The organism is Dyadobacter sp. AC419, assembly GCF_979253085.1.
The window spans coordinates 14928-41004 of the sequence record NZ_CEEDCD010000022.1 but is presented as its reverse complement, the minus strand read 5'-3'; the positions used below and the strand labels follow the sequence as shown (position 1 = coordinate 41004).

The 26077-nt window shown below is 45.2% G+C and carries 23 protein-coding genes and 1 pseudogene; 8 read left to right on the top strand and 16 right to left on the bottom strand.

Translation table 11 applies throughout. The features are described from left to right. Positions 1-291: 291 nt before the first annotated feature. From AC0IYG_RS18970 to gcvT, 6 genes are read right to left on the bottom strand one after another with little or no spacing between them, the layout of a single operon-like run. Positions 292-996 (bottom strand): hypothetical protein, encoded by a 705-nt coding sequence (locus tag AC0IYG_RS18970; protein WP_471712660.1) that lies wholly within the window; start codon positions 994-996, stop codon positions 292-294. Between the two features lie 55 nt (positions 997-1051). Next, positions 1052-1717 carry a uridine kinase family protein gene (locus AC0IYG_RS18965; RefSeq protein WP_471712659.1) on the bottom strand — a complete coding sequence of 222 codons (666 nt, stop codon included), beginning with the start codon at positions 1715-1717 and terminating at the stop codon, positions 1052-1054. Beyond that, on the bottom strand, positions 1710-3524 hold the full coding sequence (locus AC0IYG_RS18960; protein ID WP_471712658.1) for a PorZ beta-propeller-like domain-containing protein: 1815 nt from the start codon (positions 3522-3524) through the stop codon (positions 1710-1712). Before AC0IYG_RS18960 ends, AC0IYG_RS18965 begins: the two co-directional genes overlap by 8 nt. Positions 3525-3563: 39 nt before the next feature. Next, the gene (locus tag AC0IYG_RS18955; RefSeq protein ID WP_471712657.1) at positions 3564-5573 is read right to left on the bottom strand and encodes a hypothetical protein; all 2010 of its coding nucleotides are present in this window, start codon (positions 5571-5573) and stop codon (positions 3564-3566) included. A 22-nt stretch (positions 5574-5595) separates the two neighbouring features. Next, positions 5596-6306, bottom strand: a complete 711-nt coding sequence (locus tag AC0IYG_RS18950; RefSeq protein ID WP_471712656.1) for a 2-phosphosulfolactate phosphatase — start codon at positions 6304-6306, stop codon at positions 5596-5598. Between the two features lie 33 nt (positions 6307-6339). Continuing rightward, the gene (gcvT, locus tag AC0IYG_RS18945; RefSeq protein WP_471712655.1) at positions 6340-7422 is read right to left on the bottom strand and encodes a glycine cleavage system aminomethyltransferase GcvT; all 1083 of its coding nucleotides are present in this window, start codon (positions 7420-7422) and stop codon (positions 6340-6342) included. A gap of 171 nt (positions 7423-7593) precedes the next feature. Here gcvT and AC0IYG_RS18940 point away from each other — a divergent pair, with 171 nt between their 5' ends. Continuing rightward, positions 7594-8751: an FG-GAP and VCBS repeat-containing protein gene (locus tag AC0IYG_RS18940; protein WP_471712654.1), complete on the top strand. Its 1158-nt coding sequence runs from the start codon at positions 7594-7596 to the stop codon at positions 8749-8751. A 56-nt stretch (positions 8752-8807) separates the two neighbouring features. On the opposite strand, the gene AC0IYG_RS18935 is transcribed toward AC0IYG_RS18940, so the two are convergent. The 4 genes from AC0IYG_RS18935 to panD all read right to left on the bottom strand — a co-directional run bounded on the left by AC0IYG_RS18935 (position 8808) and on the right by panD (position 11500). Further along, on the bottom strand, positions 8808-9488 hold the full coding sequence (locus tag AC0IYG_RS18935; RefSeq protein WP_471712653.1) for a zinc metallopeptidase: 681 nt from the start codon (positions 9486-9488) through the stop codon (positions 8808-8810). A 7-nt stretch (positions 9489-9495) separates the two neighbouring features. Further along, complete coding sequence (gene rfaE2 / locus AC0IYG_RS18930) at positions 9496-9984, bottom strand: D-glycero-beta-D-manno-heptose 1-phosphate adenylyltransferase (protein WP_471712652.1); 489 nt, start codon at positions 9982-9984, stop codon at positions 9496-9498. Between the two features lie 81 nt (positions 9985-10065). Next, on the bottom strand, positions 10066-11103 hold the full coding sequence (locus tag AC0IYG_RS18925) for a lysylphosphatidylglycerol synthase transmembrane domain-containing protein (RefSeq protein WP_471712651.1): 1038 nt from the start codon (positions 11101-11103) through the stop codon (positions 10066-10068). Positions 11104-11149: 46 nt separating this feature from the next. After that, positions 11150-11500, bottom strand: a complete 351-nt coding sequence (gene panD / locus AC0IYG_RS18920; RefSeq protein WP_233795310.1) for an aspartate 1-decarboxylase — start codon at positions 11498-11500, stop codon at positions 11150-11152. 192 nt (positions 11501-11692) lie between these two features. Between panD and AC0IYG_RS18915 the strand changes: the two genes are divergently transcribed. After that, the gene (locus AC0IYG_RS18915) at positions 11693-13165 is read left to right on the top strand and encodes a Gfo/Idh/MocA family protein (protein WP_471712650.1); all 1473 of its coding nucleotides are present in this window, start codon (positions 11693-11695) and stop codon (positions 13163-13165) included. A 58-nt stretch (positions 13166-13223) separates the two neighbouring features. Here the strand turns inward: AC0IYG_RS18915 and AC0IYG_RS18910 are convergent, their stop codons facing one another. Together AC0IYG_RS18910 and AC0IYG_RS18905 are read right to left on the bottom strand one after the other, a co-directional pair. After that, positions 13224-13616: a pantoate--beta-alanine ligase gene (locus AC0IYG_RS18910; protein ID WP_471712649.1), complete on the bottom strand. Its 393-nt coding sequence runs from the start codon at positions 13614-13616 to the stop codon at positions 13224-13226. Further along, entirely contained in the window at positions 13562-14068 is a 507-nt protein-coding gene (locus AC0IYG_RS18905) for a 4-phosphopantoate--beta-alanine ligase (protein ID WP_471712648.1), read from the bottom strand. The genes AC0IYG_RS18910 and AC0IYG_RS18905 overlap by 55 nt, the downstream gene beginning before the upstream one ends. 207 nt (positions 14069-14275) lie before the next feature. On the opposite strand from AC0IYG_RS18905, the gene AC0IYG_RS18900 reads away from it, so the two are divergent. The 4 genes from AC0IYG_RS18900 (at position 14276) to AC0IYG_RS18885 (ending at position 18660) form a co-directional block, all read left to right on the top strand. Continuing rightward, the gene (locus AC0IYG_RS18900) at positions 14276-15082 is read left to right on the top strand and encodes a glycogen/starch synthase (RefSeq protein WP_471712647.1); all 807 of its coding nucleotides are present in this window, start codon (positions 14276-14278) and stop codon (positions 15080-15082) included. 227 nt (positions 15083-15309) lie between these two features. After that, positions 15310-17148 (top strand): glutamine--fructose-6-phosphate transaminase (isomerizing), encoded by a 1839-nt coding sequence (gene glmS, locus AC0IYG_RS18895; protein ID WP_471712646.1) that lies wholly within the window; start codon positions 15310-15312, stop codon positions 17146-17148. Between the two features lie 138 nt (positions 17149-17286). Beyond that, positions 17287-17871 carry a gliding motility lipoprotein GldD gene (gldD, locus tag AC0IYG_RS18890; RefSeq protein ID WP_471712645.1) on the top strand — a complete coding sequence of 195 codons (585 nt, stop codon included), beginning with the start codon at positions 17287-17289 and terminating at the stop codon, positions 17869-17871. A 72-nt stretch (positions 17872-17943) separates the two neighbouring features. Then, the gene (locus tag AC0IYG_RS18885) at positions 17944-18660 is read left to right on the top strand and encodes a hypothetical protein (RefSeq protein WP_471712644.1); all 717 of its coding nucleotides are present in this window, start codon (positions 17944-17946) and stop codon (positions 18658-18660) included. Between the two features lie 5 nt (positions 18661-18665). Here AC0IYG_RS18885 and AC0IYG_RS18880 read toward each other — a convergent pair whose 3' ends face one another. Together AC0IYG_RS18880 and AC0IYG_RS18875 are read right to left on the bottom strand one after the other, a co-directional pair. After that, positions 18666-19460 (bottom strand): SDR family NAD(P)-dependent oxidoreductase, encoded by a 795-nt coding sequence (locus tag AC0IYG_RS18880; protein WP_471712643.1) that lies wholly within the window; start codon positions 19458-19460, stop codon positions 18666-18668. 11 nt (positions 19461-19471) lie between these two features. Continuing rightward, positions 19472-21193, bottom strand: a pseudogene (locus AC0IYG_RS18875) (IlvD/Edd family dehydratase). Between the two features lie 114 nt (positions 21194-21307). Between AC0IYG_RS18875 and AC0IYG_RS18870 the strand changes: the two are divergent. Next, positions 21308-22558, top strand: a complete 1251-nt coding sequence (locus AC0IYG_RS18870; protein ID WP_471712642.1) for a serine hydrolase — start codon at positions 21308-21310, stop codon at positions 22556-22558. Positions 22559-22561: 3 nt separating this feature from the next. Here AC0IYG_RS18870 and AC0IYG_RS18865 read toward each other — a convergent pair whose 3' ends face one another. Then, positions 22562-22954, bottom strand: a complete 393-nt coding sequence (locus AC0IYG_RS18865) for a MerC domain-containing protein (protein WP_471712641.1) — start codon at positions 22952-22954, stop codon at positions 22562-22564. Positions 22955-23177: 223 nt separating this feature from the next. Here AC0IYG_RS18865 and AC0IYG_RS18860 point away from each other — a divergent pair, with 223 nt between their 5' ends. Continuing rightward, positions 23178-23588, top strand: a complete 411-nt coding sequence (locus AC0IYG_RS18860) for a Fur family transcriptional regulator (protein ID WP_471712640.1) — start codon at positions 23178-23180, stop codon at positions 23586-23588. A gap of 31 nt (positions 23589-23619) precedes the next feature. Here the strand turns inward: AC0IYG_RS18860 and AC0IYG_RS18855 are convergent, their stop codons facing one another. Further along, complete coding sequence (locus AC0IYG_RS18855) at positions 23620-25941, bottom strand: TonB-dependent receptor (RefSeq protein ID WP_471712639.1); 2322 nt, start codon at positions 25939-25941, stop codon at positions 23620-23622. Between the last annotated feature and the right edge of the window lie 136 nt (positions 25942-26077).

The window sequence follows — 26077 nt, the reverse complement described above, 5'->3', positions numbered from 1 at the left end:
ACTTAAGCGTCTGGAGAATAGTTAAACTCACCGCCAAGGTCGTCAAGAAGACTTCCTTGCTTGCCTTTTGTCAATTTTGCTACGTTACCGAATTTGTTCAAAACCGGTTTACGATAAGACTTTTTCGTCTGTGTAGAGTGCGAATTCACTGTTTTCATTTTTGAATTTGTTATATGATTAATACCAGTATCCAGCGTAAATTTAGTCAGATAAATTTGATTTGCAAACTTTTACAATAATCAATTCGAAAAAATCCAGGCCATTAATGTCTAAAACCTTGAAAAAATAGCCTTATTTTTTGCCGTATTCCACAATTTTTCTAACGATGTGCGTCCCAGACTCAATTTTACCTGATCCAATGCATTCATCAGTTTGACACAATTCGAGCGCTGTTTGATCATCATAAATTAACCCCACGCCCAGTCCATATTGCTTAATGCCAATATATCGGTTGATAATCGAAGTGTCCTTCCGTTCCACAACCACCAATGCTTTATCAAACGACTGCGACCCAACTTGAACCGGTTTGCCCAGTTCTTCATAATGATATTCCTGCGCGTCCGAATTGTTGTAACTGTTTCCGTTCCAGGTCACATTGGGATCGACAGGAAATACTAGCGAGAAAAACGTTTGATTGTCAATGTTGGTTAACAGCTTGTCGGGATACTTTTGCACAGTAAATTCTTTCACTTTTTGCCAGTAATCCGTCGCGGCATTTCTCCTTGATCTTGCAATGGTGTAAGTCGGAATGCCATCTTCGCCGGTTGCCATCTGATCCACTTCATCTTTTTCCTGCCAATTTTTCTTCACCGCATTGGCCTGTCCGGAGGAATAAACTTCTTCCTGCACATCATAAATTGCGTAACGCCCGATTTCCAACGGATAATATGCGTAGGAGTCGACGGGTTCGGTGCGATTGGGCTCGCAGGAAAGTACAATGCCAGCGATCAAAGTTGCGAAGATCGCTGATTTGGTCATGTGTGTAAATTTGCTCATTTTCAATGGAATGGATTATGAAAGATAAAAGATATGTGTGTAAATATGAATGCAATTAAACTTTACGCTCCGCTAATTTTCCCTTCAAAAAGCCTTTCAACACTTCCAGACCTGTGTCAAAACGGGTGTTGTTATTAATGATCATATCGGCTTCCGAGCGCAACGGAAGGATAAATTTATCATAAGTAGGAGCGACGTGATGCTCCCAGCGGTAAAGCACGTCGTCCAGATCGTAGCCGCGCTCGTTATTATCACGAATTATCCGCCGTTTTATTTTAACGTGTTCCTTCGCATCAACAAATATTTTCAAATCGATAAGTCGCGCAATCTCAGGGAAATAGAATACGAAAATTCCTTCGACGATAATAATGGGCCTAGGCTCGAACACGAGCATTTCAGGGACAATAAGCGGATTGTTGAAAGTGTATTCTTTCTGATGCACTTCTCTTCCCGCCCGCAGGACCGCAATGTGCTCTGCGAACAAATGATGATCGATCGTTTCGGGCAGGTCAAAATTTTCCACACCATTTTCATCGCGTGGAATTTCATGAATAGGACGGTAATAATTGTCCTGAGAAATGCGGGTAATGTCCTCCTTTGCAAATGAGTCGATCAGACTTTTCATGAAAAATGTCTTTCCTGACGCGCTTCCGCCGGTTATGCCAACAATGTAAGGTAATATTTCGGGGGTGTCATTCGATAAAATTATACTTTTATTCAATTACTGCCAGTTTCCCAGCAAACTTTTCACTTCCACTTTCGGACACGATCAGCACCATATAAATGCCTCCTTTCGCCCGTTTTCCATTATAATCATTCAAATTCCAGGAGGCAGTTCCGCCCTGAGACCGCGTTTCGTAAATAAGCCTTCCCGACATTTCTGTAATTTTGACGGTAGAATTGGCCACTAAGCCTTTGAACCCGATCGTTCCTCCATAGCCCGGATGCACTGGATTTGGGAAAATTGTTACAGACGAGTAATCTTCCAATGCGGCGGATGAACCGCTTCTGTAAGAGACCATTCCGTTTGGCGTATCAACATACAAGATGCCCTTTTCTGCATCGAATTGCAAGGCGGTGATCACATCGGAAACGAGCGGACTGTCGGAAGCGTTAAACTTTTCGATCAACTCTGTTCCGTCATCATTAAAAAGATATAAGCCATTTCTCGTTCCGATCCACTTACGATTTCCTGGCTCTGTGGCAATCGCGGTGCATTTTTCATTTGCAAACAATTTGCGCTGACCATAAACCGGCAAAACAGCATCGGCCCGCGTGCCGCCCAGAATGTCGTCGGTAACAAAATATCCGACACCGCGATCGCTGGCAAACCAAACGTAACCTTCGGTGCTTAATGTGAGGCTGTTAATCGCGGATGATGGCAGGGAGCCGCTTCCAATGTTAGTGGAAAGCACGCGCTGCTGATTTTCGGCATTTTTTACCAAAATTCCAGCACCGAGATAATCGGGCAGCCGGGTCCAGTTCAGTCCGTTCAGGTCAACGATGGAAGAGTCGGTTCTTGGAAATATTGTCGTGTCGGCTTGTGCTGGTGTGAATGATTGAAAGTTTGAATCCGCATTATGCAATAATCCGCTTTTGGCATCAGCAACCCAAAATTTCCCGGTGCTGGTCTGTAAAACCGCTTGCGTCGATTTAAATGCTGGGTTAGTAAAGGATTTTACCTCTTTCGCTTCATTCAAAACAATAAAACGGTCATCCAATGCAACCGCAAGCTCATTTTCTAAAACAGACATTGCATAATTCTGGCTGCCGGAAGAGAATACAACTTTCCAGTTTCCGCTCACTTTCTGAAAAAGCCCTTTCGATTCAAATCCTGCATAAAGTTGCCCGTTAATGGTTGAAACGGACTTTGCTTTTCCCGGCGTTGCAACGGTTTTCCAATTAGCAAAATCCTGCCTGTTAACGGATGCTGACATGGATGCGGACCGCATTCCCTGAGCAGTTACGGCGTATATTGAGTCGTTTGTGAAAGCAAGATCAGTGACTGAAACCTGTGCGCCATTGCTTCCAATGTAGCGATACGTTTCTTCGACCTGTTGGTTTTTTGTGTCTAAAACCACAATGCCAAAACTGGTGCATACATAAGCGAGATTATCCCGAAACACAATCCGCTTAATGTCTTTGTTGTCGGGCAAATCCGCGCTTTCGAGCAAGACAGGCCAGTTGATAATTTGTTCTGGCAGGGATTCTGCATTCATGTAAACGAGATCAATGTTCCCGCTTTTGTAAGCAAGCATTAGCAGCGCATTTTGCGAATCAAACGCCATGCTACTGATTCCGGAATCGTTTAATCCGTCGGACTTTGACCAGGTTTTGATTTTTTTGTCGGCAATATTAATGCTAAAAAGACCATGGTTTGAAGCGCAGAAAACAGCATCATTTACTTTGGTCAAATGCTTCGCCGAAAGATAATTAAAATGCGTTTCCCATTGCCCGATCGGCACATTCTGGCTGATTGCCGCGTGGCAAATTGCAAAAAGAAACACGATCAAAAGCGGCCGCTTCATAGTCACTTCCTTTTATGGCGATAAGCTGCCTTCAACTCATCAATTCGACACGGTGACGATTGCTGACCCTTTTCCGGTTCCTGTGCCGCAGCCGCTTTTTAGTGAGCTGATCTTGTATTCCGTTGTTGTCGCCGGAGAAACGGAAATCAGGTAAGGATTCAGGAATGTGCCGTTAATGGCAGTTCCGTCCGACAATGTGAAAGACCACGGCGGTAAGCCGTTCTTGAATTTCAGCTGAATGCGTGTGGTTCTACCGGCAGTAATGGTTCCTTTTCCGGAAACTTCTGCAATTGCTTTGTCTGGCGCAACAACATCTATTTCTTCAATAGCGCTTGAAACGGCAGGGGATGAAGAAATGATGCGGATCTTTTGCGTCCTGATCGTGTCGCCTTGCGAAATCGCATTCATCTTAACCTTCATTGCAGTCGGCGTAACTGTCGTTGGCAAGTTCACAAAACGTCCTGCTTTGTCCGTAACCTGCACCGTAAATTTGTTATTCGGGTTATAACGTCCTTCGGTTTTGTAAGGAAGCTCGATCGTCGAACCCGCGCAAACCATGTTTTGCGGCAATTTTTCCAATGTAATGCTGGCAGGAGGACTTTTTACGCTCACTTTTGCGCTGCCCGAAAACTTGCCAACCCCGCACAATCCGCCCGCAGATGTAATTTGATAATTGGTGTCAAAAAGAGGCTTTACCTTTATCTTATGCGGAGATTCCTGAATGTTGTTCTCATAAGTTCCGTCCGAAAGCAATGCAAACCAAGGGCCGCCGCCGGTGAATTTCAATGTAAGCTCACCAGTTTCATTTTCTCCTAATCTCAACGAATCTCTTTGCAAAGTGGCAACCGTTGGTGAAACGATGGTAATGTTGGTCGTTTGGCTAACCAGATAAGGCGCTGACGAAACCACGCGTAACTTGTATTCGCCTGGTTTGTAACTTGTTGGGATCTGGGTTGTAATGTATCCGGTTGTGTCAGGAGTTGAAATGGTTTTGAATGCGCCGGTGCGTTCGGCGATTTGAACTGTAAATTTATTTCCGTCCTTATATTTTCCTGTCGCATTAAAAGGCACCTGGAAAGGAATGCCGCTGCAAAGTCTCGCGATTTTTTCAACTTCTTTCAGTTCGAGCTTAGGTTCAGGATTGTTGTTCACATTCACAATGGCTTCGCCTGAAACCGTTCCGCTTCCGCACGCATTGGACACGCCCATCAATTTATAAGCCTTAACATCCATCGGTTTTACCGTCAGATAATGCGGATTCGATAATGTTTGATAAACAACCGTGCTGTCCGACATTAAAAATGACCACGGTCCAGCTCCTGTAAAATTTACTTTCAAGTTCACATCCTGTCCCGGCATAATGCGCACAGACTGCGTGCCATCAATGACCTCAATTCTCGCGCTCGCATTTTGTAATAACCGGATCGGAACTTCCTGGCTGCGAACGACCGGAATGGAGCTGACAATTTGCAGACGATAAACCTCGCCGCCTATTTTGTAAGAAGGAATTACAGCTTTAACCGGACTTTTGCTCACCGGAAGTGAAATCGCCACCGACTTTCCATTTGCATCAATGATCTGCGCAATGAATGTATTGCCTTCATCATAAGGTCCTACGGTGTGAAAAGGAATGTTAATCGTCGTTCCCGGGCAGACGGACAAGTAAGAAATATCGTCAATGATGATTTTAAAAGACTTTACGCTGTCGGCGGCAGGTTCCGTTTTGGGCAATCTGTCTTCCGCTTCCTTTTCAGTTAATGTATCTGACGAAATGCCGACATTGGTGCTGTCCGCCGTAATAATGGTGTCCCGGACGGCGTCCCGGACAGCAGTTGTATCCGTGGCCGGAGCGCTTATAGATGTTGCCTGAGTTGCTTGCGGCGCGGCAGCCGTGTCTGCTTTTGGTGTTACAACTGGCTTTGCAGGAGCTGGCGCTTTTTTCTTTGGAGCCGAAATCTGTCTTTTGGGTGCATTACTTTTTTTTTGGGCGTGGGCCTGATTGGTAAAAATCAGCAAGCCGCAAAAAATGAGAAAGACGAATCTGAACATGTAAATTTTTTGTTTTTTTAGCTTAATTCATTGCTACCAAAGTGGTCCCGCGCAAAACCGGCACAACGTCGTAAAGATCTTTTTGCAGGCAATATGAAATGTCTTTTTGGATGCCCAGGCGTTGCAAACGGCGCACGTGGGAAGAATTGGAAACGCTGGCCAACAGGTTATCGCGGCTCTGGTTATAAAGTCTTTGCGCCATCAATGTTCCATCTTCCAAAAGCATAAATTCGTCTTTTAGTGCATCCGCAAGTGCTCCTGCAAACAATGTGTCTTCAAGATTCGGACGGCCTTTCCAGCCTGCGCAAAGCACCAGAATGTCGTAAGGTTCAGAACGCAAATGATTGGCAAGTGCCCCCAGATTCAAAAAAGAACCGATCATTACTTTAACCGCAGACGACTTCGCTTTGGCGATAGATAACGTTCCGTTGGTGGTTGTCATTGCGATCTGCGAACCGATCAGCCGCTCGTTCATATAGCTGAATGGCGAGTTATCAAGATCAAATCCTTCCACCTTTCTTGCGTCCCGCTCAGCTGCGGCTATATATCCTTTATCTTGCAAAAGCTTACATTCTTCAACGCTGGCAACGGGCGTAATGCTTTTTACACCGTAAGCAAGGCCGGTAACCATGCACGAAGTGGCCCTGAAAACGTCCGCTACAACTACAATTGAATTATCAAGCTTATGTAAATGAAGCAGGTCGGGTGTAAGGCAAACATCAAGTTGTTTCATAAAAATGCAATCGAAACTGTGGGTTAGGGAAGATTAGTTTTTAACAAAAGGCAGTTTAACCACTTTGGCTTTCAACAACCGGTCGCGGACTTTTACGAAAATCTCCGTTTCAGGTTTGCTGTAATCGGCTGGAACATAACCCATTCCGATGCCTTTTTGCAAAGTAGGGGACTGCGTTCCTGAAGTGACTTCGCCCAGCTTTGCGCCGGTTTCGTCACAAAGTTCATAATGACCACGCGGAATGCCTCTGTCAATCATTTCAAAACCAACCAGTTTACGCTTTAATCCAGCTTCTTTTTGCTGTTTTAAATCAGCCGCACCGATGAAGTCTTTTGAGAATTTGGTAACCCAGCCTAAGCCAGCTTCCAATGGGGAAGTGTTATCGTCAACGTCGTTTCCATAAAGACAGAAGCCTTTTTCCAGCCTTAATGTGTCGCGGGCGCCTAATCCAACAGGTTTTATGCCAAATTCAGCCCCGGCTTCAAATATGGCATTCCACATTTTGACCGCGTCCGCATTCTTTACATATATTTCAAATCCGCCGGCTCCCGTGTAACCCGTTGCCGAAATGATCACATCACCAATGCCAGCCATTTCGCCGATTTTGAATGTATAATAATCCATCGCAGCCAGATCAACGACGGTCAGTTTTTGCAAAGTGGCCACTGCATTCGGTCCCTGAACCGCGAACAAGCACAAGTCCTGAGAAAGGTTTTCCATTGCGACGCCATCCGAATTCTGGCTTTGGATCCAGTTCCAGTCCTTGTCAATGTTTGAAGCATTCACAACGAGCAGATATTCTTCTTCATTCACTCTATAGACAAGCAGGTCATCGACTACGCCTCCTTTTCCATTTGGCAAATAGCTGTATTGCACTTTGCCATCGAATAATGCGGATGCGTCATTAGAAGTCACCTTTTGTATCAAATCCAATGCTTTTGGCCCCTTAATGCTGAATTCGCCCATGTGGGACACATCAAAAACGCCAACATTATTTCTTACGGTGTGGTGTTCATCCAGGTCCGAGGAATAACGCACAGGCATTTCAAAACCTGCAAAAGGCACCATTTTGGCACCCAAATCAATATGGACCTGATGTAAAGGGACGGTTTTCATGAATGGTAAATTGGTTCACAATAATTTACAAAAGTAGGTAAAGCCGATCAAAGCGACACAAAAAAGTCTTTTTTCAAATGCTGCTGTGGGCATTTTGAAGTATATTGTGAAAAAATTGGCTTAAATAATTACCAGGGAATCGCGTCCCGAATGACCATTATGAAGAAACATTTGCTCTTAATCACCCTTTGCATAATCGCTCAAAAATCCATTGCTCAAACGGCCACTTTCGTAGGCGAAGTCATTGACGATAAAATCAGTATCGGCTACGGCGTGACCTCTGGCGATGTGGACGGCGACGGAAAGCTGGACATTCTGCTGGCGGATAAAAAGGAAATTGTTTGGTATAAAAATCCGGGTAAAAAGGCTGAAAAATGGACGCGTTATGTCATTGCGAGAGACCTTACCGAGCAGGATAATGTTTGCATTGCCGCCCGGGACGTTGACGGTGACGGAAAAGTGGAAGTGGCAGTTGGTGCGCAGTGGAATCCTTCTGAAACAAAGAATTTGAAACAATCAGGAGCTGTTTATTATTTATCAGCGCCTAAGGACCGGACGCAGCTTTGGGAGCCGGTTCGCCTGCATCACGAAGTAACCATTCACAGAATGCAATGGTTAAAGAAAGCCGACGGCACGTTTCAGCTTGCAGTCCTTCCTTTACATGGCGAAGGCAATGCAGGAGGTGAAGGCGCTGGCGTTAAGCTGATTGCATTTGATGTTCCTGAAAATAAAACCGGAATCTGGGGATACGATCTGGTTGAAACGGGCATGCACATGACGCATAATATGCATCCAATGGAAGTGCCGGGCAGAATGCTGGGGCTGGCTGTTGCGGGCAAGGAAGGCGTTCAGGTATTTCTGGACGGCGCGGAAGGTTTGGCTCCATCGGGAACGTGGATGGTTCCGCAAACGGGAGTAGGAGAGGTCAGGACGGGGAGTTTGGGTAAAAACCAGCTTTTTACAGCAACCATTGAACCCATGCACGGAACCAGTGTGGTTGTGTATTCAAAAGATAACAGAACCGTTTTAACAGATAAAATCAAAGAAGGCCATGCATTGGTTTGCGCAGATTTCTTCGGCCAGGGCCGTGACCAGGTGGTTATGGGCTGGCGTAACCCGAATGTGACGGGAGAAACAGGCGTAAGAATTTTTGTAGGATCAGACCCGGAAGGAAAAAAGTGGCAGGAATACACGCTGGATGACAAAATTAAGATTGCCTGCGAAGACATTGCAGCTGCTGATCTGGATGGCGACGGCGATCTGGATATTTTGGCGTCAGGGAGATCGACGCACAATGTGGTCGTCTACTGGAATCAGAAAAAGAAATGAAAAAGGGCTGAGAAATAGATTCTCAGCCCTTTTAGTTTTTATTAAGATCAGAAGTCTTAGTCTCTTCTGCCCATTAACAAGCTAACATAGTAAAGCAATGTTGCAAGTGAACCGATTGCAGCGACTAAGTAAGTCCTGGCAGCCCATTTCAATGCATCGGCAGACATAATGTATTCTCTTTCGTTCACAATTCTGTTGTTCTTAATCCAGGCAAGTGCTCTGTTGCTTGCGTCATATTCAACAGGCAATGTGATAAAGCTGAACAATGTCGTTGCAGCAAACAATGCTACACCAATCGCCAAAGGAATCGGCGTCGTGTTCAACAAAACGATTCCACCCAAAATGATCCATTGCATATAAGAAGAAGCAATGCTCAAAAACGGCACCATTTGCGATCTGAACTGTAACCATTTATACGCAGTTGCGTGCTGAACCGCGTGCCCGCATTCGTGAGATGCAACCGCCGCAGCCGATACGCTTCTTCCGTGATAGACATCCGGGCTAAGGTTAACCGTTTTATCCTGAGGGTTATAGTGGTCAGTAAGGCGTCCTTCAACAGATAAAACCCTTACATCATATATTCCGCTTTCACGCAGCATGGTTTCAGCGATTTCTTTTCCGCTCATGCCATTGCTCAGCCCTACTTGCGAGTATTCTTCAAACTTACTTTTGAGACGCCATTGCACATAAAGGCTAATGAGCATCACCAAAATACCAATTACATATGCACCAGCCATGTTCGTGTTAGTTATATCCTTGTTTTATTTTCTCAATCAGCGCGGTAGTCGAGTAACCCTTTACAAGAGCGATCGTTTTTACCTCACCTCCTTTACCTAAAACAAAATCCGCGCCAGCAATAGTTTCAACAGTATAATCGTCTCCTTTTACCAAAATGTCAGGTTTTACAGCCTCAATCAACTGACTAGGCGTCGGTTCGTCGAACAAAATGACAGCATCAATGAATGATAAAGCGGCCATCAATCTTGCTCTTGCGTACTCATTTACGACCGGGCGCAAGGGTCCTTTTAGGCGGCTTACCGATGCATCCGTGTTCAGTCCCAGAACCAGTCTGTCGCCCAATGCGCGTGCTTTTTCGAGATAATCAATGTGTCCCAGATGAACGATATCGAAGCAGCCATTTGTAAAAACAACCTTTTGTCCGGCGCGTTGCCAGTCTTCCACGGTTGGGATCGCTTCTTCAAGTCTTAAAATCTTGCTTTCGGTGAGGTTCATGGGGTAAATCGGTGTTAGGAATTAGTAATGTTAATACGATGTCATACGGCAATTCGATATGACCGGACTACAAAACCGTGATTAATTTTCAATCGGAACCTGATTGTTTTCAGCAACCGATTTTTTGTTTTGGACTAAAACGTATAGGAATGCCAGTGCGCCGATGATCAGCATAAAAACCATTTGTGCACCATGAATGAATGTGGCCAATGTAATGCCATCATTTTGAGATAATCCGTACAAAATCATCACATTACCAACCAGCAAATGGTAAGCGCCTATGCCGCCCTGCGTTGGTGCAGTCATTCCGATTGCGCCTACAACCAGTAATGTTAAACCGGCCAATGGTCCCAGATTCGATGTTTCGGGAATGCAGAAAAAGAGCACATAGGAAACGAAATAATAGAAAACCCAGATGCCGATTGTGCTCAAAATGAATAGTCCAGGGCTTTTCAGTTTGCGAATGCTCAAAAAGCCATCGAGCATTCCTTTTGCGAACGTGACGATCTTCTGGATCAATGCATTCTGCTGCAAACGGTCTCTTAAAGCGACATTTTTATAAACCGCAATGCCCGCAGCAACCACCACAACCATGCCCGTAACCAAAATCCCCGCCAGGATTCCAGTCCCTGTGCTGCCGCCTTCGCCGCCGGAAACTTTGCTTTGAAAGAAATCAGTGAAAAACTTGCTAAGCCGCTCAAATTCTAAAATAAAATTCAAACCGATCATGATTAATAAGATCAGCACGTCGAATATACGTTCTGCGACAACGGTCCCGAAGCTGAGGTTAACCGGAATGCGTTCCAGTCTGTATAATGTTCCGCAACACGTTACTTCGCCCATTCTTGGGACAATGTAATTGGCAAAATAACCAGTTAGGACAGAAATGGAGCTGTTGAAAAGTCCGGGTTTGTGGCCCAGTGGCTCCATGAGCATGCCCCAGCGCCAGGCCCGTGTAATGTGCGCGCAAAGCAGCAATGCACATGATAAAGCGATCCACCGCCAATCTGATTTGGCAAATCTGTCGAGCATTTCTGCGAAGTTGATGTCTTTAAAGACAAACCAGATCAGCCCGCCTGCCAGCGCAAGCGATATGATGTAACGTAAAGCGCTTTTCATAGCTATTTAAAGAATTTTGAGATCCCGCAAAGAAAGGAAGTTTGACTTAGACCACAAGGTGATTGTTATGATCCGGAAAAACGACCATGGGCTTGAACGTCTTCGCTTCTTCCTGGCTCATGGAGCCGTATGCAATGATAATGATAATGTCACCGATCTGAACCCTTCTTGCAGCCGCACCATTCAAACAGATCATTCCTGAACCTCTTTCGCCTTTGATGACGTAGGTCACAAAGCGCTCTCCGTTGTTGTTATTGACAATGTGAACCTGTTCATTTTCAACCAATCCGGCAGCATCGATCAGATCTTCGTCGATGGTTATGCTGCCTACGTAATTCAACTCCGCCTGAGTCACCTTAACCCGGTGAATCTTCGATTTCATGAGTGTTATTTGCATTACCGGGTAATGTATGTCGGGAATTTATTAATGTCCTTATTCACCCCAAAGTTAAGGGAATAATATACAGCCTTCAAAACATCCCCGTTATGCTTACGGTTCCCTTTTACAATTAGGGCGGCTGCAAGTAATTATTATGACAAGTATGCTTTAAACAATATTATCCACTTTATCTTTTCACTATCAAATCAGATGCGTTCAGAAAATAAACCGAAGGATGTGAAGCGCCGGGAGTTTTTGCAAAAAACGACGGCAGCAGCCATAGGAAGCTTTTTTATTGTCCCACGTCATGTGCTGGGCAAGGGCTTCGTGGCACCCAGTGACAAATTGAACATTGCGGGAATAGGGGTTGGCGGAAAGGGTTTTTCAGATACAAATAATGCGTGGAATAAAGGTGCCGAAAATCTTGTAGCGCTTTGCGACGTGGACTGGAACCAGGCCAAAAAGAATTTTGAGCTTCATCCGACTGCGAAAAAATACAAGGATTTCAGGAAGATGTTTGATGAAATGGAAAAGGACATCGACGCCGTAACCGTTTCCACAACCGACCATATGCATGCCATTATCGCGATGGCAGCCATGCAGCGGGGCAAGCACGTATATGTGCAAAAGCCGTTGACGCACGACATTTATGAAGCGCGTATGCTTACAGAGGCAGCGCGTAAATATAAAGTAGTAACACAAATGGGAAACCAGGGTGCTTCAAATCCTGCGCAAACCCAGATGAAAGAATGGTTTACCAAAGGCCTGATCGGTAATGTGCACGAAGCGCACGTTTGGACCAACCGTCCGGTGTGGCCGCAAGGAATTCCCGTTCCTACCGAAAAATTCCCTGTTCCTGCTGACATTGACTGGGAACTTTGGGTAGGATCTGCAGACTGGGTTGATTACAATCCGGCATGGCACCCGTTCAAATGGAGAGGCTGGTGGAATTTCGGAACAGGCGCATTAGGCGATATGGGATGCCACCTGATCGACCCGGCTTTCCGGACATTGGGATTGGGTTATCCAACCGAACTGGAATGCAGTGTAGGACAAGTTTTCATCAAAGACTGGACACCAGAATACATTCCGGAAGGCTGCCCGCCATCGTCAAGGGTTCAATTGAAATTCCCTGCAAACAAGGTCAATAAATCCGAAGTAACACTAACATGGCATGACGGCGGCTTGCGTCCTTTCCACCCGGACATTATCCCTGCAAACGATCCGCTGGGCGAGCCAGACAGCAGCAATGGTGTCCTGTTAATTGGTGAAAAAGGCGTTATGACCTGCGGAACTTACGGCATAACCCCAAAGCTTTACCTGAATGACGGCACGAAGCTGGAATACAAGCAGGGTGATTTTGGAAACAAATACACGATAATGCCAGAATACGGTCACCACGTTTCCTGGACAGACGCTTGCAAAGCAGGTTTCAACAGCAAAGAGCACAAAGCATTAACGTCATCATTTGACTATGCGGGACCTTTGACCGAAACAGTCATCATGGGTAACCTCGGAATTCGCAGCTACAACTTGCGCACAGCAAAAGCAGATGGCAAAGGATTTGACTATCCAGGTCGCAAGAAATTGCTTTGGGATGGAAACAATATGAAGATCACCAACTTCGACGAAGCGAACCAGTTTGTGAAAAGGAAATACAGAGGAGACTGGAAGTTGTCTTAAAATATATTGATAATCGTAAAAAAGGCTTTCAGGGTTGTTCTGAAAGCCTTTTTTTTATTTAAAAAACAACATTATCAATTAATCTGACTGGTCCCAAAAACGCGGCTACACAAATCGCATTCGTTTCAGCCGATCCGATGGATGAAATGGGTTGCAATGTCTTCACATCGGCCACTTCAAAATAATCCAGTTTGAATTCGGGAATGCTGTTAAATGCTTCGGTTGCGGTTGCTACGACTTCATTTATGGATTTTCCTGTTTGCAAATCCGTTTTTGCTTCTTTCAAAATCCGATAAATATGGGGAGCAATGTTGCGTTCTGCATCACTAAGCCTGCGGTTGCGGGATGACATGGCCAGCCCGTCCGTTTCTCTTATAGTAGGGCAAACGATCAGTTTCAGGTTAAAGGCAAGATCAGCGACCAGCCTTTTGATGATGGAAACCTGCTGCAAATCCTTTTGACCAAAATACGGGCGCGGTGCGGACTTACAATGTGAAAGAGCTTTGAGACGACGATTCCTACACCATTAAAATGTCCCGGTCTAGAAGCGCCTTCCATCACACTTTCCAATGTGCCGAAATTGATCAGTAAGGACGACTTTTCCGGATACATCTCCTCCACGGATGGCGCGAAGACGGCTGTGCAGCCTGCTTGTTCCAGCATAGCACAATCTGCTTCTAACGTACGCGGATATTTGAGCAGATCTTCCGGGTTATTAAACTGCGTAGGATTGACGAAAATACTGGCAACCGTAACGTCATTCTCTTTAATAGACGCGTCAACGAGCGAAATGTGACCTTCATGCAATGCGCCCATGGTGGGAATAAGCCCAATGGTTTTTTGCTCTAAAAGTTGTGAATCGAGGAAACTGCGCAGGCCTTTGATTGAAGTAAATACTTCCATTGAAAAAGTGGAATCAGAGGGAGTAATCAAACCGCAGCGAATGCTTTTCTATAATGTGAGGAGCAATCCGTGGGCGATGAAAAAAATTTGGAATGGGAATTCCCAAACTGAGCGCAATATGACATTTAGTTTGGAATATTTTTTGATTTTGCCATTTTTTTTGTATAATTTTGCAAAACTTTTTTTCACAAACTGCTAAAAGGATCTATGGAGAAACTACGAATTTTATATGTAGCCAGTGAAATCAATCCCTTCCTCCAAACCACCGATGTTGCCGATTACGTAAGAAAACTTCCTCAGGCAATGCAGGAGCGAGGTGCCGAAATCAGAATTCTCGTGCCCCGCTTTGGTCTTATCAATGAACGCAAAAACCGGCTTCATGAAGTAGTTCGACTGTCAGGAATAAACATTACCGTAGGAGATGAAGAAAAGCCATTAATCATTAAGGTTGCTTCCATTCCAAACGCGAAGCTTCAAGTCTATTTTATCGACAATGATGATTATTTTCACCGTAAATCCGTGTTCTTCGATAAGGAGAATAACTTTTATGATGACAATGACGAGCGTGCGATTTTCTTCTGCAAAGGTGTATTGGAAACAGTAAAAAAACTGGGCTGGGCGCCGGATGTAGTGCACTGTAATGACTGGATGACCGCCTTGATTCCATTATATCTGAAAACCACTTATCGCAACGATCCGATGTTTAAGGATACGAAAAGTGTGTTTACAGTTCATAATAACGCTTTTGACTACAAGTTTGACGCTGATCTGCAAAGCAAGGCAAAAGCAATGGATGTAAGCGACGAAGCTTTGGCTCACTTGCATTCTGCTGACTTTGAAGGTTTTGTTAAGATCGGATGTGCATATGCGGACGCAGTTTTGAAAGCGGACGACCATTGCAGCGAAAGTCTGAACCAGATTTTCAACAATGCGCCAAAACGCGTTGAGCTTGATGAGCAGGATGAGAAGTTCTCAGAATCGTATTACAACTTGTATACAGATTTGATGAGCTGATCTGAATAGATTCACTGAAAAGAGATGGCGGTTCGGAAGGGCCGCCATTTTTTTTTGTGCCTTTTCGTCTTTTTTATTTTCAAATCATTTGAACGGTGTGTTCGAGCACTCCGGTGAAATTGGATAATTTTTAGTAATTAATTAAAAGTTAGCTTGTTATGCATGGCTGATTGCTATTTATTTGCAAGCAAAAATGTTCAAATACACGCAAACGAAATCTTGAAAATATGTGCGGAATTGTAGCTTATGTAGGAGGAAGAGAAGCTTATCCTCTAATTCTTAAAGGTCTGAAAAGATTAGAATATCGCGGTTATGACAGCTCCGGAATTGCATTGCTGGAAAATGATAAATTGGATATTTATAAGAAGAAGGGAAAAGTCTCCGATCTGGAAAGTGAGCTTGCTGCCAAACATCTAACTGCCACAATCGGCATAGGGCACACACGCTGGGCAACACATGGAGAACCAAATGATGTAAATGCCCACCCGCATTACTCCAATAATCGCCAGCTTGCGATCATTCACAACGGGATCATTGAGAATTACGCGGCTATCAAGCAAAATCTCATTTCAAAAGGACATAAGTTCCTGAGTGACACGGACACAGAAGTTTTGATCCATTTCATTGAGGACATTCAGCAGGAGACAGGCGGGTCATTAGAATCAGCTGTAAAGCTCGCGCTCAAAGAAGTCGTGGGCGCATATGCAATCGTTGTGATGTCGGTGAATCATCCCGGCCAGCTCATTGCTGCGCGCAAAGGAAGTCCGCTTGTGATTGGGATTGGCGAAGATGAGTTTTTCTTTGCTTCCGATGCCACGCCCATCATTGAATACACGAAAGATGTGGTTTATCTGGACGATTATGAAGTTGCTGTGATTAAGGACGGCAAGCTGAGCATACAAAATCTGGATAACACAGAGACAATCCCTTACATTCAGAAACTTGAAATGGAGCTGGAAACCATCGAAAAAGGCGGTTACGACCATTTCATGATCAAAGAAATTTTTGAGCAACCGCGTTCTATTGCCGACAGCATGCGCGGTAGATTGCTGGCCGACAATGCACATTTGCAACTTGGCGGGCTCAATAATTATCTGGACAAATTAGCCAATTCCGATCGCATTGTCATCGTGGGCTGCGGCACATCGTGGCATGCCGGACTTGTCGCTGAATATTTGTTCGAGGAATTGGCGAGAGTCAATGTCGAGGTTGAATATGCTTCTGAATTCCGTTACCGGAATCCGGTTATTAATGAAAAGGACATTGTAATTGCTATTTCTCAATCGGGAGAAACGGCTGATACGCTGGCAGCCATTGAACTGGCTAAGTCAAAAGGTGCGACGATATTTGGCGTCTGCAATGTGGTGGGTTCTTCCATCGCACGTGCAACGGACGCTGGCGCTTACACACACGCAGGCCCGGAAATTGGCGTTGCCAGCACCAAGGCGTTCACCGCACAAGTGACGGTGCTGACCTTGATCGCTATCGCGACTGCCAAAAGGAAGGGCACAATATCAGAGGAGACTTACCGACAGCTTTTAATAGAGCTGGAAACGATTCCTTCGAAGGTTGAGAAAGTGTTTGAGAATGCGGACAAGATCAAGGAAATCGCCTTTATTTTCACCTATGCACGCAACTTCATTTATCTGGGGCGCGGACTTAATTTCCCTGTGGCTTTGGAAGGAGCGCTGAAACTAAAAGAGATCTCCTACATTCACGCAGAAGGTTATCCTGCCGCTGAAATGAAACACGGCCCGATTGCATTGATCGACGAGGATATGCCGGTTGTATTTCTGGCGACTAAGGACGGTTCTTATGAGAAAATCGTGTCGAACATTCAGGAAGTGAAAGCCAGAAAAGGACGGGTGATTGCCATTGTTACAGAAGGCGATACGCTGATTCCGGGCATGGTGGATTTCGTTATTGAGGTTCCAAAAGTGCATGAGTTGCTGACTCCGCTGGTGTCCGTGATTCCGTTGCAATTGCTTTCCTACTACATTGCCGTCATGCGCGGCAGGAATGTGGATCAGCCGCGGAATCTTGCCAAATCCGTTACAGTGGAATAGTAAATTAATCAACATAATGAAAGCGAAATTGTCTCACAGGCAGTTTCGCTTTTTGTTTTTGTCCGTGCCAAAACGGGAAATAATGTTAGGCTCTTTTCGTTAGTTTTGCGCGTTCAGTTTGCTATGACACATTTTAAGATGCTTAGACCATTACTGCTTTTCCTCGTTATCAGTGCTGCAATTTTTTCTTGCCAAAAAAAGGAAGATCGATATGTTCCGAAACCGAAGGGTTATAACCGGGTTGACTTGCCGGACCATGCCTATCAGAAATTGACGCAAAACCATCCTTACACTTTCGAGGTCTCCAAATATGCGCAGGTTGTTCCTGACACTTTTCCAATGGCTGGGAAAGATTGGATCTTTATCAATTATCCACAGTTTAAGGCTAATATTCAGATCACTTATAAGGAAGTCAATAACAATCCGGCTTATCTGCGGGACTTTATCAATGATTCCTACAAGCTCGCGAGCAAGCATCAGATCCGTGCTTCTGCTATCCAGGAGCAGCGCGTTTTGAGCAAAACCGGCAAAACTGCGATCCTTTTTAAGATCGATGGAGACGTGCCAAGTCCTTATCAATTTTATACGACGGACAGCACGAAGCACTTTATGAGAGGAGCCATTTATTTCCCTACGGCCACCAAAAATGATTCTCTGGCGCCCGTCATTGATTATTTGCAAAAAGACATGCTGCAACTTTTGAACACCCTGAACTGGAGATAAAAACCTGAAAGGCTTTGCTGCAGAAAGCGTAAGGCAGTATCTTTGAAGTTCACACCTCAACAACTTTAACTAATGGCTAAAAAGCAACCAAAAAACCAGCTACCTCTCGATTTTTCGGTTCGTGGCAACCGGATTGTCCTGCATTTAGGGCAAGTTGAAAGTCAGCGTTTGGCGGACCAGCTTTTTGAAGGTTTGGTAAATGGCGATTGGATGATCGAGCCGGCAGGAGCAGTGGCTGACATTTCTTACGCACAGGATATTGTGCATCAGATCGGTCATAAGTTGCCTTATCCTGAGGGAATTAAGATCGCACAGTTGCATAATGTTGATCCTAATTTCAAAGGATTTTCTGCTATTTTTCGCCAGAAAGGATGGGTGTTTGTAAATGCTGCTTCTGAGATTAATGAGCGCAATTATCACATTCATTTGCTGACGGTTTCATTAGGCTTGCAAACATTGTATTCCAATACAAATTCACTCGCCGCACGCTCGGAGCAGCTTATTTTTGAAGCATTAATGCCATTTGAAGAGGTGGAAAGCTTTTTCAGAAATGACATTTCTAAGATTCCAGGCTTCCTCGCTTCGGACATTGCCAACTTCTTCAAAGTACCTTTTCCAATGGTGTTAAAGAGAGCTTTGGCATTCAAAATCATCACGGATGAGCAGTATCGCAACTTCATGACGGTCGTGCCGGTTGCTTCTGCAAAACCACGGGAATTATTCGTTTCCAAAGACGGAAACATTGATGACCTTGAAGCGCAGCTTTTCTCCCAGGGAATGGAGGAATAAGTCTCCTACTTTTTCACATGCAGGTTACTCAGATCGGGTAGGGGGCTCACGGACGTCCAGCCTCCGTCTACGACCAGACTTTGCCCGGTAATATGTCCTGAATGCGGCGATAAGAGGAATAATGCTGCATTCGCAATGTCTTCACAAATAGCAGGCCGGCCCATAGGCGTAATTGCAGACCACATTTTAGGGTAAGTCGGGTCTTCGGCTAATGTTCTCTCCGTAAGCGTCGCGCCTGGAGCGACCGTGTTAATTGTAATTCCGTGCGGGGATAATTCGAGAACAAGATTTTTAGCCAGCATTTCTAATCCGGCCTTTGTCATAGCATAAGCACCCAAAAACTGGTGCGCCTGATGCCCCACAACAGAGGACATTAACAAGATTCTGCCACCATTTTTCTGCATGCGCATTTGGCGCGCGCCAGCTTGTGTAAGCAGAAATGAACCCATCAGATTCACTTCGAGCACTTTGCGGAGATTTTCTTCGGGATAATCAAAAAAATCGCCAAAAAGTGTGATTCCAGCATTAGCAACCACAATGCTAAGGTGTCCAAAGCATTTAATCGCTTCTTCAACCATGCCTTCGATCACTTCAATTTTGGACGCATCGCCTGCAAATGCAACACATTCACCCTCCTTATCACGGATTTTCCTGGCAGCTTGCGCCGCCAGGTCCGCGTCAAAATCATTCAGGATCACGCATGCACCTTGGCAAGCCAGTTGTTTGGCGATTTCAAACCCAATTCCCTGGCCTGCCCCCGTTACAATTGCAACTTGATTATCAAATGTTTGGCTACTCATTTTGTTGTTTCTTAATGGGAATCCCTCGTCACCTTATCTCCCGAACCTCCGATTAAGAAGTCAAGATCCGCTCCCAAATGTGCCTGGGTCACGTGCTTAATGTGCAAATTCACATATCCGCGATTGTAACCCAATTCCAATGGTTTCCAGAGCGTCTTGCGGCGTTCCAGCTCTTCATCAGACACTTCCAGATTCAAGCTTCTGTTTTCAACGTCCAGTGTTATGTAGTCGCCGTCCTGCACGAGTGCGCAGCGTTCCGCCCACAGCTGCTTCCGGGGAAACGTGCAAAACAACTGTTCCAAAACCTGTCCCGCTCATCCGGCCATCAGAAATCCGCAGCATATCGATTACGCCTTTTGCCAAAAGCTTTTTTTGGGCAATGACATATTACCAACTTCCGGCATGCCCGGATAACCTTTTGGCCCCACATTTTTAAGAACCAAAACACTGTTTTCATCCACATCCAGGTCCGGATCGTCGAGGCGTGCTTTGTAATCGTCAATATCTTCAAAGACAACGGCTCTTCCGCCATGCTGCATCAGCTCAGGCTTTAACGAAGCCGAAGGTTTAATGACGGCACCATTGACGCAAAGATTTCCGCGAACGACAGCCAGGCCGGTAAGGTCCTTAACCGGTTCTGCAAGTGTTCCAATCACCTCAGGGTCAAAGCATTCAGCAGTGCTGCAATTTTCGGCCATTGTTTTGCCATTGGCCGTAATCACATCCTGGTGAAGCAAACCGATCATTTCTTTAATGACAACGGGAAGTCCGCCTGCGTAATAAAAGTCTTCCATGAAATAACCGCCGGAAGGTTGCAGGTTCAATAGCAACGGAACTTTGGCACAAAGCGCATTGAAATCATCCAGCGAAAGATCAACGCCGATACGGCCGGCAATCGCCAGCAAGTGAATGACAAAATTCGTTGAGCCACCAATCGCCGCATTTAGCATAATAGCGTTTTCAAATGCTTCTTTGGTCAATATTTGAGAAAGGCGCAAATCTTCGTGCACCATTTGCACAATCCTGCGTCCGGATAAATGTGCAAGCCTTTTTCTGCGCGAATCCGCCGCGGGAATTGCTGCGTTTTCAGGCAATGTAAGTCCTAGCGATTCAACCATACAAGCCATGGTCGAGGCTGTGCCCATTACTGCGCAATGTCCGTCGCTGCGGCACATGCAGGCTTCTGCGGTGGCAAATTCCTCCTGCGAAAGCTCGCCTCTCCGGTGCATTTCACTGAACCGCCAAACGTCGCTCGTGCCGATCGTTTTTCCTCTGTAACGACCAGTGAGCATGGGTCCGCCCGAAACCACAATGGTAGGAATGTTCACACTGGCAGCGCCCATCACGAGCGATGGCGTGGTTTTGTCACAACCGCAAAGCAGCACAACGCCGTCAATCGGGTTGGCACGGATCGATTCTTCGACATCCATACTCGCCAGGTTGCGGTAAAGCATTGCCGTCGGCTTCATCAATGTTTCACCCAGCGACATTACCGGGAATTCGAGCGGAAAACCGCCGGCTTCCCAAACGCCCCTTTTGACCGACTCCGCCAGTTCGCGAAAGTGCCCGTTGCAAGGCGTTAATTCTGAAAATGTATTGCAAATGCCGATTACCGGCCTTCCTTCGAATTCGTCGGCTGGATAACCCTGATTCTTCATCCAAGCCCTGTATATAAAGCCGTCCTTCCCGGACTTACCAAACCAACCTTGGCTGCGCAATTTATTTTCTTCCATTATATGCCATAGTTTTACATTCAAATAAGTAAAGGCCAATATCAGTAAAATATAATTCCGGTAACCCTTTAAAATAAATATTGTATCTTCGTTTTACACGCTCCCTGGAAGTCCATGATTCGGTTTAGAGGTTATAAATTGTTGCTTTACTTGCTTTTACAATCGGTTGCATTGCCTTCTTTCGCACAATTTCAAGCTGACAATTTCATTGAAAAGTTGCTGAAAAAGCATCCCGATCGCTTCGCCGAACTCCTCAAAGAACCAGACAAATACAAGATCCAGATCCTCTACACCCGCATTGACCGCAATAGAAAAAACGAGCCGCATTTTACAACCCACCGATATCAGGTTAACAGCGAAAAATACTTTTATCCAGCCAGCACCGTAAAGCTTCCCGCCGTTGCCCTCGCATTTGAAAAGCTCAATAAATTAGGAATTGATAAAAACACACCCATGCTCACCGGCGCTGACCGGCCGGAGCAAACTGCCGTAACCGCTGATTCAACTGCCGAAAACAAGCTGCCTTCCGTTGCACATTATGCAAAAAAGATCCTGCTGGTAAGTGATAATGATGCTTTTAACAGATTGTATGAATTCATCGGGCAGGAAGAATTCAATGATTCGCTTCATAAAAAGGGCTTTAAAGATGTGCGGATTGTGCACCGGCTTGATTCGCCGATCGGACCTGAAAATAACAGATATACAAACCCGATCAAGTTTGAAAAGGATGGCAAAGTGATTTTTGAACAGCCCGCTAAATATGCGGCGAAGGAGCTCAAATCGCCAACTCCGATTTTGGAAGGAAAGGGATATATGAAAGGCACTGAACTGGTGAATGAGCCTTTTGATTTTTCAAGCAAAAATTATTTCGCATTGGAAGATCAGCATCGCTTATTGAAAACGATCTTTTTCCCGGATCAGGTGCCAGCGAATCAGCGCTTTAACCTCACGCCGGACGATTACCGGTTTATGTATCAATATATGTCCCAGTTTCCGGTCGAGACCAGCTTTCCGGAGCATTATACGGACGATTATTACGATGGTTATGCCAAATTTCTGCTTTTTGGCGCCACAAAAACGAGGTTACCAAGGCACATTCGCTTGTTTAACAAAGTCGGCGATGCGTATGGCTTCCTTTTAGACAATGCTTACATTGCCGATTTTGAAAAGGGAATTGAATTTATGCTGACTGCTGTGATCTATTGCAATGAAGATCAGATCTTTAACGACGATAAATACGATTACGAAAAGGTGGGTTTTCCCTTTATGGCGAATCTTGGCAAAACAATCTTTGAGTATGAATTGAACCGAAAAAGATCGGTTAGGCCTGATTTGAGCCGATTCGAAGTGCAATATGACAAATAGAAGTTAAGAAATCTTCCATTTCATTCTTGGGGCAATCTGGCAAATGTAAAGGTTGAGCAAATGGCCGAAAATCAGTAATGCTGAGCCTGCATAACCCAGCCAGGTGAATATCGGATGCCGTGCTTCAAGAATTAATGAAACGGCAAATAAAGCCAACGCTCCCCAAAGAATAACCCGAACGGGCAGGGATTTGTGATTACGTGTTGCGTAGAAAACCGCCACGCCGTTGATCAATATAAAAAGATAATCAAGCGATACATATCCGGCATGCGAGTGATGCGAGGTCATAGTGGTTCCGAATGCCAACGCTGGCACCAATAGGCAATGTATAATGCATAACACCGAGCCTAAAATTCCAATATAATCTGCCTTGCTGTGGGAGTGTGTTGCTTTCATACTAAATACAATAACGTTGCAAAAATAAGGCTAACCTTTATCACTTGCAACAAAGTTGCATAATTATTTTTTATGCTTTTGGCCGGTAATGTTGGTTCAGGACGAAAAGGTGATTGAATATGAAGCTGCCAGAACTTAACTTTGGCAGGAAAGGTTTTATAAAAAGCATACCGGGTTGAAATGCCATTAAGGTTGCTGATAAATTATTAAACTGTTGGAAACAATGGACCAGTTAAGAGAGACGCTGAAAGAACACCATTTACGGACAACAACTTGTCGTGAAGATGTGCTTTCAACCTTTATCAATAAGAAAAACGCGTTGTCGCATGGCGATTTGGAAGGAGCGTTGGGAGAGAATTATGACCGCGTGACGATTTATCGTACGTTGAAAACGTTTCTTGAAAAGGGCATTATCCATAAAGTGCTGGACGACGAAGGCCTACGCTATGCATTATGCTCGCATAGTTGCTCGGAAGAAAAGCACCATCACGATCATATCCATTTTAAATGCAGTTCGTGCGGAGAGACCAATTGCCTGGAAACCATGCATATTCCTGCGATCCAGCTTCCCAGCGGTTACCAGCCTGAAAACTTCAATTTGCTGATTCAGGGTGTTTGTCCTAAATGTAATTAAGGAATTTTAGTGGAAGTGAAGTTGCCAGCAATTAAGAGCCGAATTTCCATTTAAGACGAAGCGAAGCATTTCTTCCCATCTCGTCAGCATAATATCTAAACCTGTTCAAATAGTCGCGGTAAGCAACATTGAACAGGTTTTGAACTGAAATACCAATCTCCAATTCCTGCTTTTCAGACAAATTCAGAGAAGCGCCGAGTTGCAAATTCCATAAAGAATATGCTTTTGGTGGCGCAAGGAAATCGCTTGCGGGCGGCACGCGCTTTTGCTGTGCTACAAACAGATTTCCAATTGAAAAATAAGGCTTGCGCCATTTCCCCACCTCCGGAACTTCATATTTAAGCATATTATCGACCCGGTTTGCGGGGATCATTACCAAATAATTATCATTTCTCTGGTCGTAAACACGCAGGTAACTCACTTTGCTTGTGGCTGTTACATTCTTCGCGAATTCCCAGTTGGCCGTCAGGTCAATGCCTTTAAAAGTGGCATCCGTTTGCGTGTATTTGAAATAGGGAAATGCGCCGCGAATGGTCAGAATAGGTTCTGCCTGCGGTTTTAAGTAAATAAAATCAGAAATGAAATTATAGTAACCGCCTATTTCCAACGAAAATCTTGGTGACGCATATTTGACACTGGCAATGGTGTTGAGCGCTTTTTCGGATTGCAGATTGTCGTCGCCCTTTTCGTAGGCTGCCGCCCCGTGGTGCACGCCATCGCTGAACAATTCGCTTACATTGGGTGCCCGCCACGCAGTTCCAAAATTTAATCTGGCTGAGAGGCGTTCGGAAATCGACTTTGTTGCACCAATTGTTCCCGAAAAATTAGCGAATGTAAAGTCCCGTGAGACTTTTTCCCGGTTAACGATGCGGTGCGTGGTTAATGTTCTGTAATCATATCTAGCGCCAGCTTCCAGTTCCCACCCGTTTTTCACATATCGCTCAATCCAGAAAAGGCCAATATTAAACTGGTTGAAATTTGGAATGAGCGGTCGGCCATCCATTAAATTATATTGATACAAAGAGCTTAAACCCACTTGCCCCGTCAGCTTTCCGGCAATCGGCTTATGGTCCCAGATCACATCATTTGTCAATGTGCTCAGTTTGAATGTCAGTTCGGGATGATTGAGGTTTGCTATGGAATCGTTTCGCGGGCGGTGCAAATCATATTCATTACGGTCGTTCAGCTGCCTCGCAATGGTCCATTGAAAGCGGTTACCGTTGGCAAAGTGATAATGTGCTTCCACTTTCAGCAGCTCATGGATCACATTCTGGTTTGGCCTGCCGATGCCATAGCTAAAATCGGATTTTACAAATGGCTCGCCGTTTTTGATCACATTCAAAAGATCCGTCACGCTGCCAATGTGGGAACCTGAAAATATGCCGATTTTCGTATCAAACCGGCTGTAAAATGCATCAATGCCAAAGCCTTTAACCCGATAACCTGCTGCCAGCGAAAAATTCTGCTCACTGATTCCGGTGTTGTCTAAAAAATAATTCGGTGTCCGAATGTTGCCGCCCCGCTTAATTGTGCCTTGTGCGCGCCAGCCAAAGCCTGTAAATCCTTTGATGCCGCCTTGCAGCGTTCCCGACGTCACACCCTGGCGACCATTTGTAAAACCCACAACATTCAACTCACCACTCAGCGATTTGTTGAACGGAAGCTCCTCCGGCTCCACCAAAATAACGCCGCCAATGGCATCCGAGCCATAACGAACGCCGGCCGCTCCCTTTACAACATTCAATCTGGTGGCAATAAAAGGATCGATTTCCGGCGCGTGCTCCGAGCCCCATTGCTGCCCTTCCTGGCGCACGCCGTTGTTCATGATCAGAATGCGGTTGCTATGCAGTCCGTGAATGACAGGTTTTGCAATGGATGATCCGGTTTGCAGAGAAGTGACTCCGGAGAGTCCTTTGAGGCTTTCTGCGAGATTTTGTCCGCGTGTTTTTTCCAAATCACTGCCGCTGATGGTCGACAATGGCTGTGAGCTGGGTGCGTCGGTCCGGTGCGCGGTAATCTCAACGTCTTTCAAATGGACTTCCTGTTCTTCGAGGTTGAAGTTTTCTTCGTGACCAGCCGTGAGATCCAGTTTTTCCTGAAAGGCATTATAACCAACAATCCTGCATTCCAGCGTGTAAGCGCCCGGACAGAGGTTTTTTAATTCGTAACGCCCGTTTGCATCGGTAAACACACCGCTGTTTTGCCCGACGATCAGAACCGTTGCTCCGACAATGGGCTGGCCCGTGTGCTGATCCTTCACAACGCCTTTGACAAAGCAGGCGCATCCCGGGTTTTGGGCTTGTGTAAAATAGGAGATTAATAAAAAAGATAGGCTTAAAACAATCCTGGCCATTGTTGATGCTGCGCTCGAAAAATAAATCTGTGCAACCGTGCGGTGTTACAATGTAAACTTATACCATTTGCAACTCTGTTGCAAATGTGAGTGATAACTATTTTTGCATTTTAACTGCGATTTAACCGCTTGAACG

Bases quoted from the DNA above. Each gene is read 5' to 3' on its own strand.
- AC0IYG_RS18970 (WP_471712660.1), bottom strand. From the start codon at position 996: ATGAGCAAATTTACACACATGACCAAATCAGCGATCTTCGCAACTTTG.
- AC0IYG_RS18960 (WP_471712658.1), bottom strand. From the start codon at position 3,524: ATGAAGCGGCCGCTTTTGATCGTGTTTCTTTTTGCAATTTGCCACGCG.
- AC0IYG_RS18955 (WP_471712657.1), bottom strand. From the start codon at position 5,573: ATGTTCAGATTCGTCTTTCTCATTTTTTGCGGCTTGCTGATTTTTACC.
- AC0IYG_RS18950 (WP_471712656.1), bottom strand. From the start codon at position 6,306: ATGAAACAACTTGATGTTTGCCTTACACCCGACCTGCTTCATTTACAT.
- gcvT (WP_471712655.1), bottom strand. From the start codon at position 7,422: ATGAAAACCGTCCCTTTACATCAGGTCCATATTGATTTGGGTGCCAAA.
- AC0IYG_RS18935 (WP_471712653.1), bottom strand. From the start codon at position 9,488: ATGGCTGGTGCATATGTAATTGGTATTTTGGTGATGCTCATTAGCCTT.
- rfaE2 (WP_471712652.1), bottom strand. From the start codon at position 9,984: ATGAACCTCACCGAAAGCAAGATTTTAAGACTTGAAGAAGCGATCCCA.
- AC0IYG_RS18925 (WP_471712651.1), bottom strand. From the start codon at position 11,103: ATGAAAAGCGCTTTACGTTACATCATATCGCTTGCGCTGGCAGGCGGG.
- panD (WP_233795310.1), bottom strand. From the start codon at position 11,500: ATGCAAATAACACTCATGAAATCGAAGATTCACCGGGTTAAGGTGACT.
- AC0IYG_RS18915 (WP_471712650.1), top strand. From the start codon at position 11,693: ATGCGTTCAGAAAATAAACCGAAGGATGTGAAGCGCCGGGAGTTTTTG.
- AC0IYG_RS18905 (WP_471712648.1), bottom strand. From the start codon at position 14,068: ATGGAAGTATTTACTTCAATCAAAGGCCTGCGCAGTTTCCTCGATTCA.
- AC0IYG_RS18900 (WP_471712647.1), top strand. From the start codon at position 14,276: ATGGAGAAACTACGAATTTTATATGTAGCCAGTGAAATCAATCCCTTC.
- glmS (WP_471712646.1), top strand. From the start codon at position 15,310: ATGTGCGGAATTGTAGCTTATGTAGGAGGAAGAGAAGCTTATCCTCTA.
- gldD (WP_471712645.1), top strand. From the start codon at position 17,287: ATGCTTAGACCATTACTGCTTTTCCTCGTTATCAGTGCTGCAATTTTT.
- AC0IYG_RS18885 (WP_471712644.1), top strand. From the start codon at position 17,944: ATGGCTAAAAAGCAACCAAAAAACCAGCTACCTCTCGATTTTTCGGTT.
- AC0IYG_RS18880 (WP_471712643.1), bottom strand. From the start codon at position 19,460: ATGAGTAGCCAAACATTTGATAATCAAGTTGCAATTGTAACGGGGGCA.
- AC0IYG_RS18870 (WP_471712642.1), top strand. From the start codon at position 21,308: ATGATTCGGTTTAGAGGTTATAAATTGTTGCTTTACTTGCTTTTACAA.
- AC0IYG_RS18865 (WP_471712641.1), bottom strand. From the start codon at position 22,954: ATGAAAGCAACACACTCCCACAGCAAGGCAGATTATATTGGAATTTTA.
- AC0IYG_RS18860 (WP_471712640.1), top strand. From the start codon at position 23,178: ATGGACCAGTTAAGAGAGACGCTGAAAGAACACCATTTACGGACAACA.
- AC0IYG_RS18855 (WP_471712639.1), bottom strand. From the start codon at position 25,941: ATGGCCAGGATTGTTTTAAGCCTATCTTTTTTATTAATCTCCTATTTT.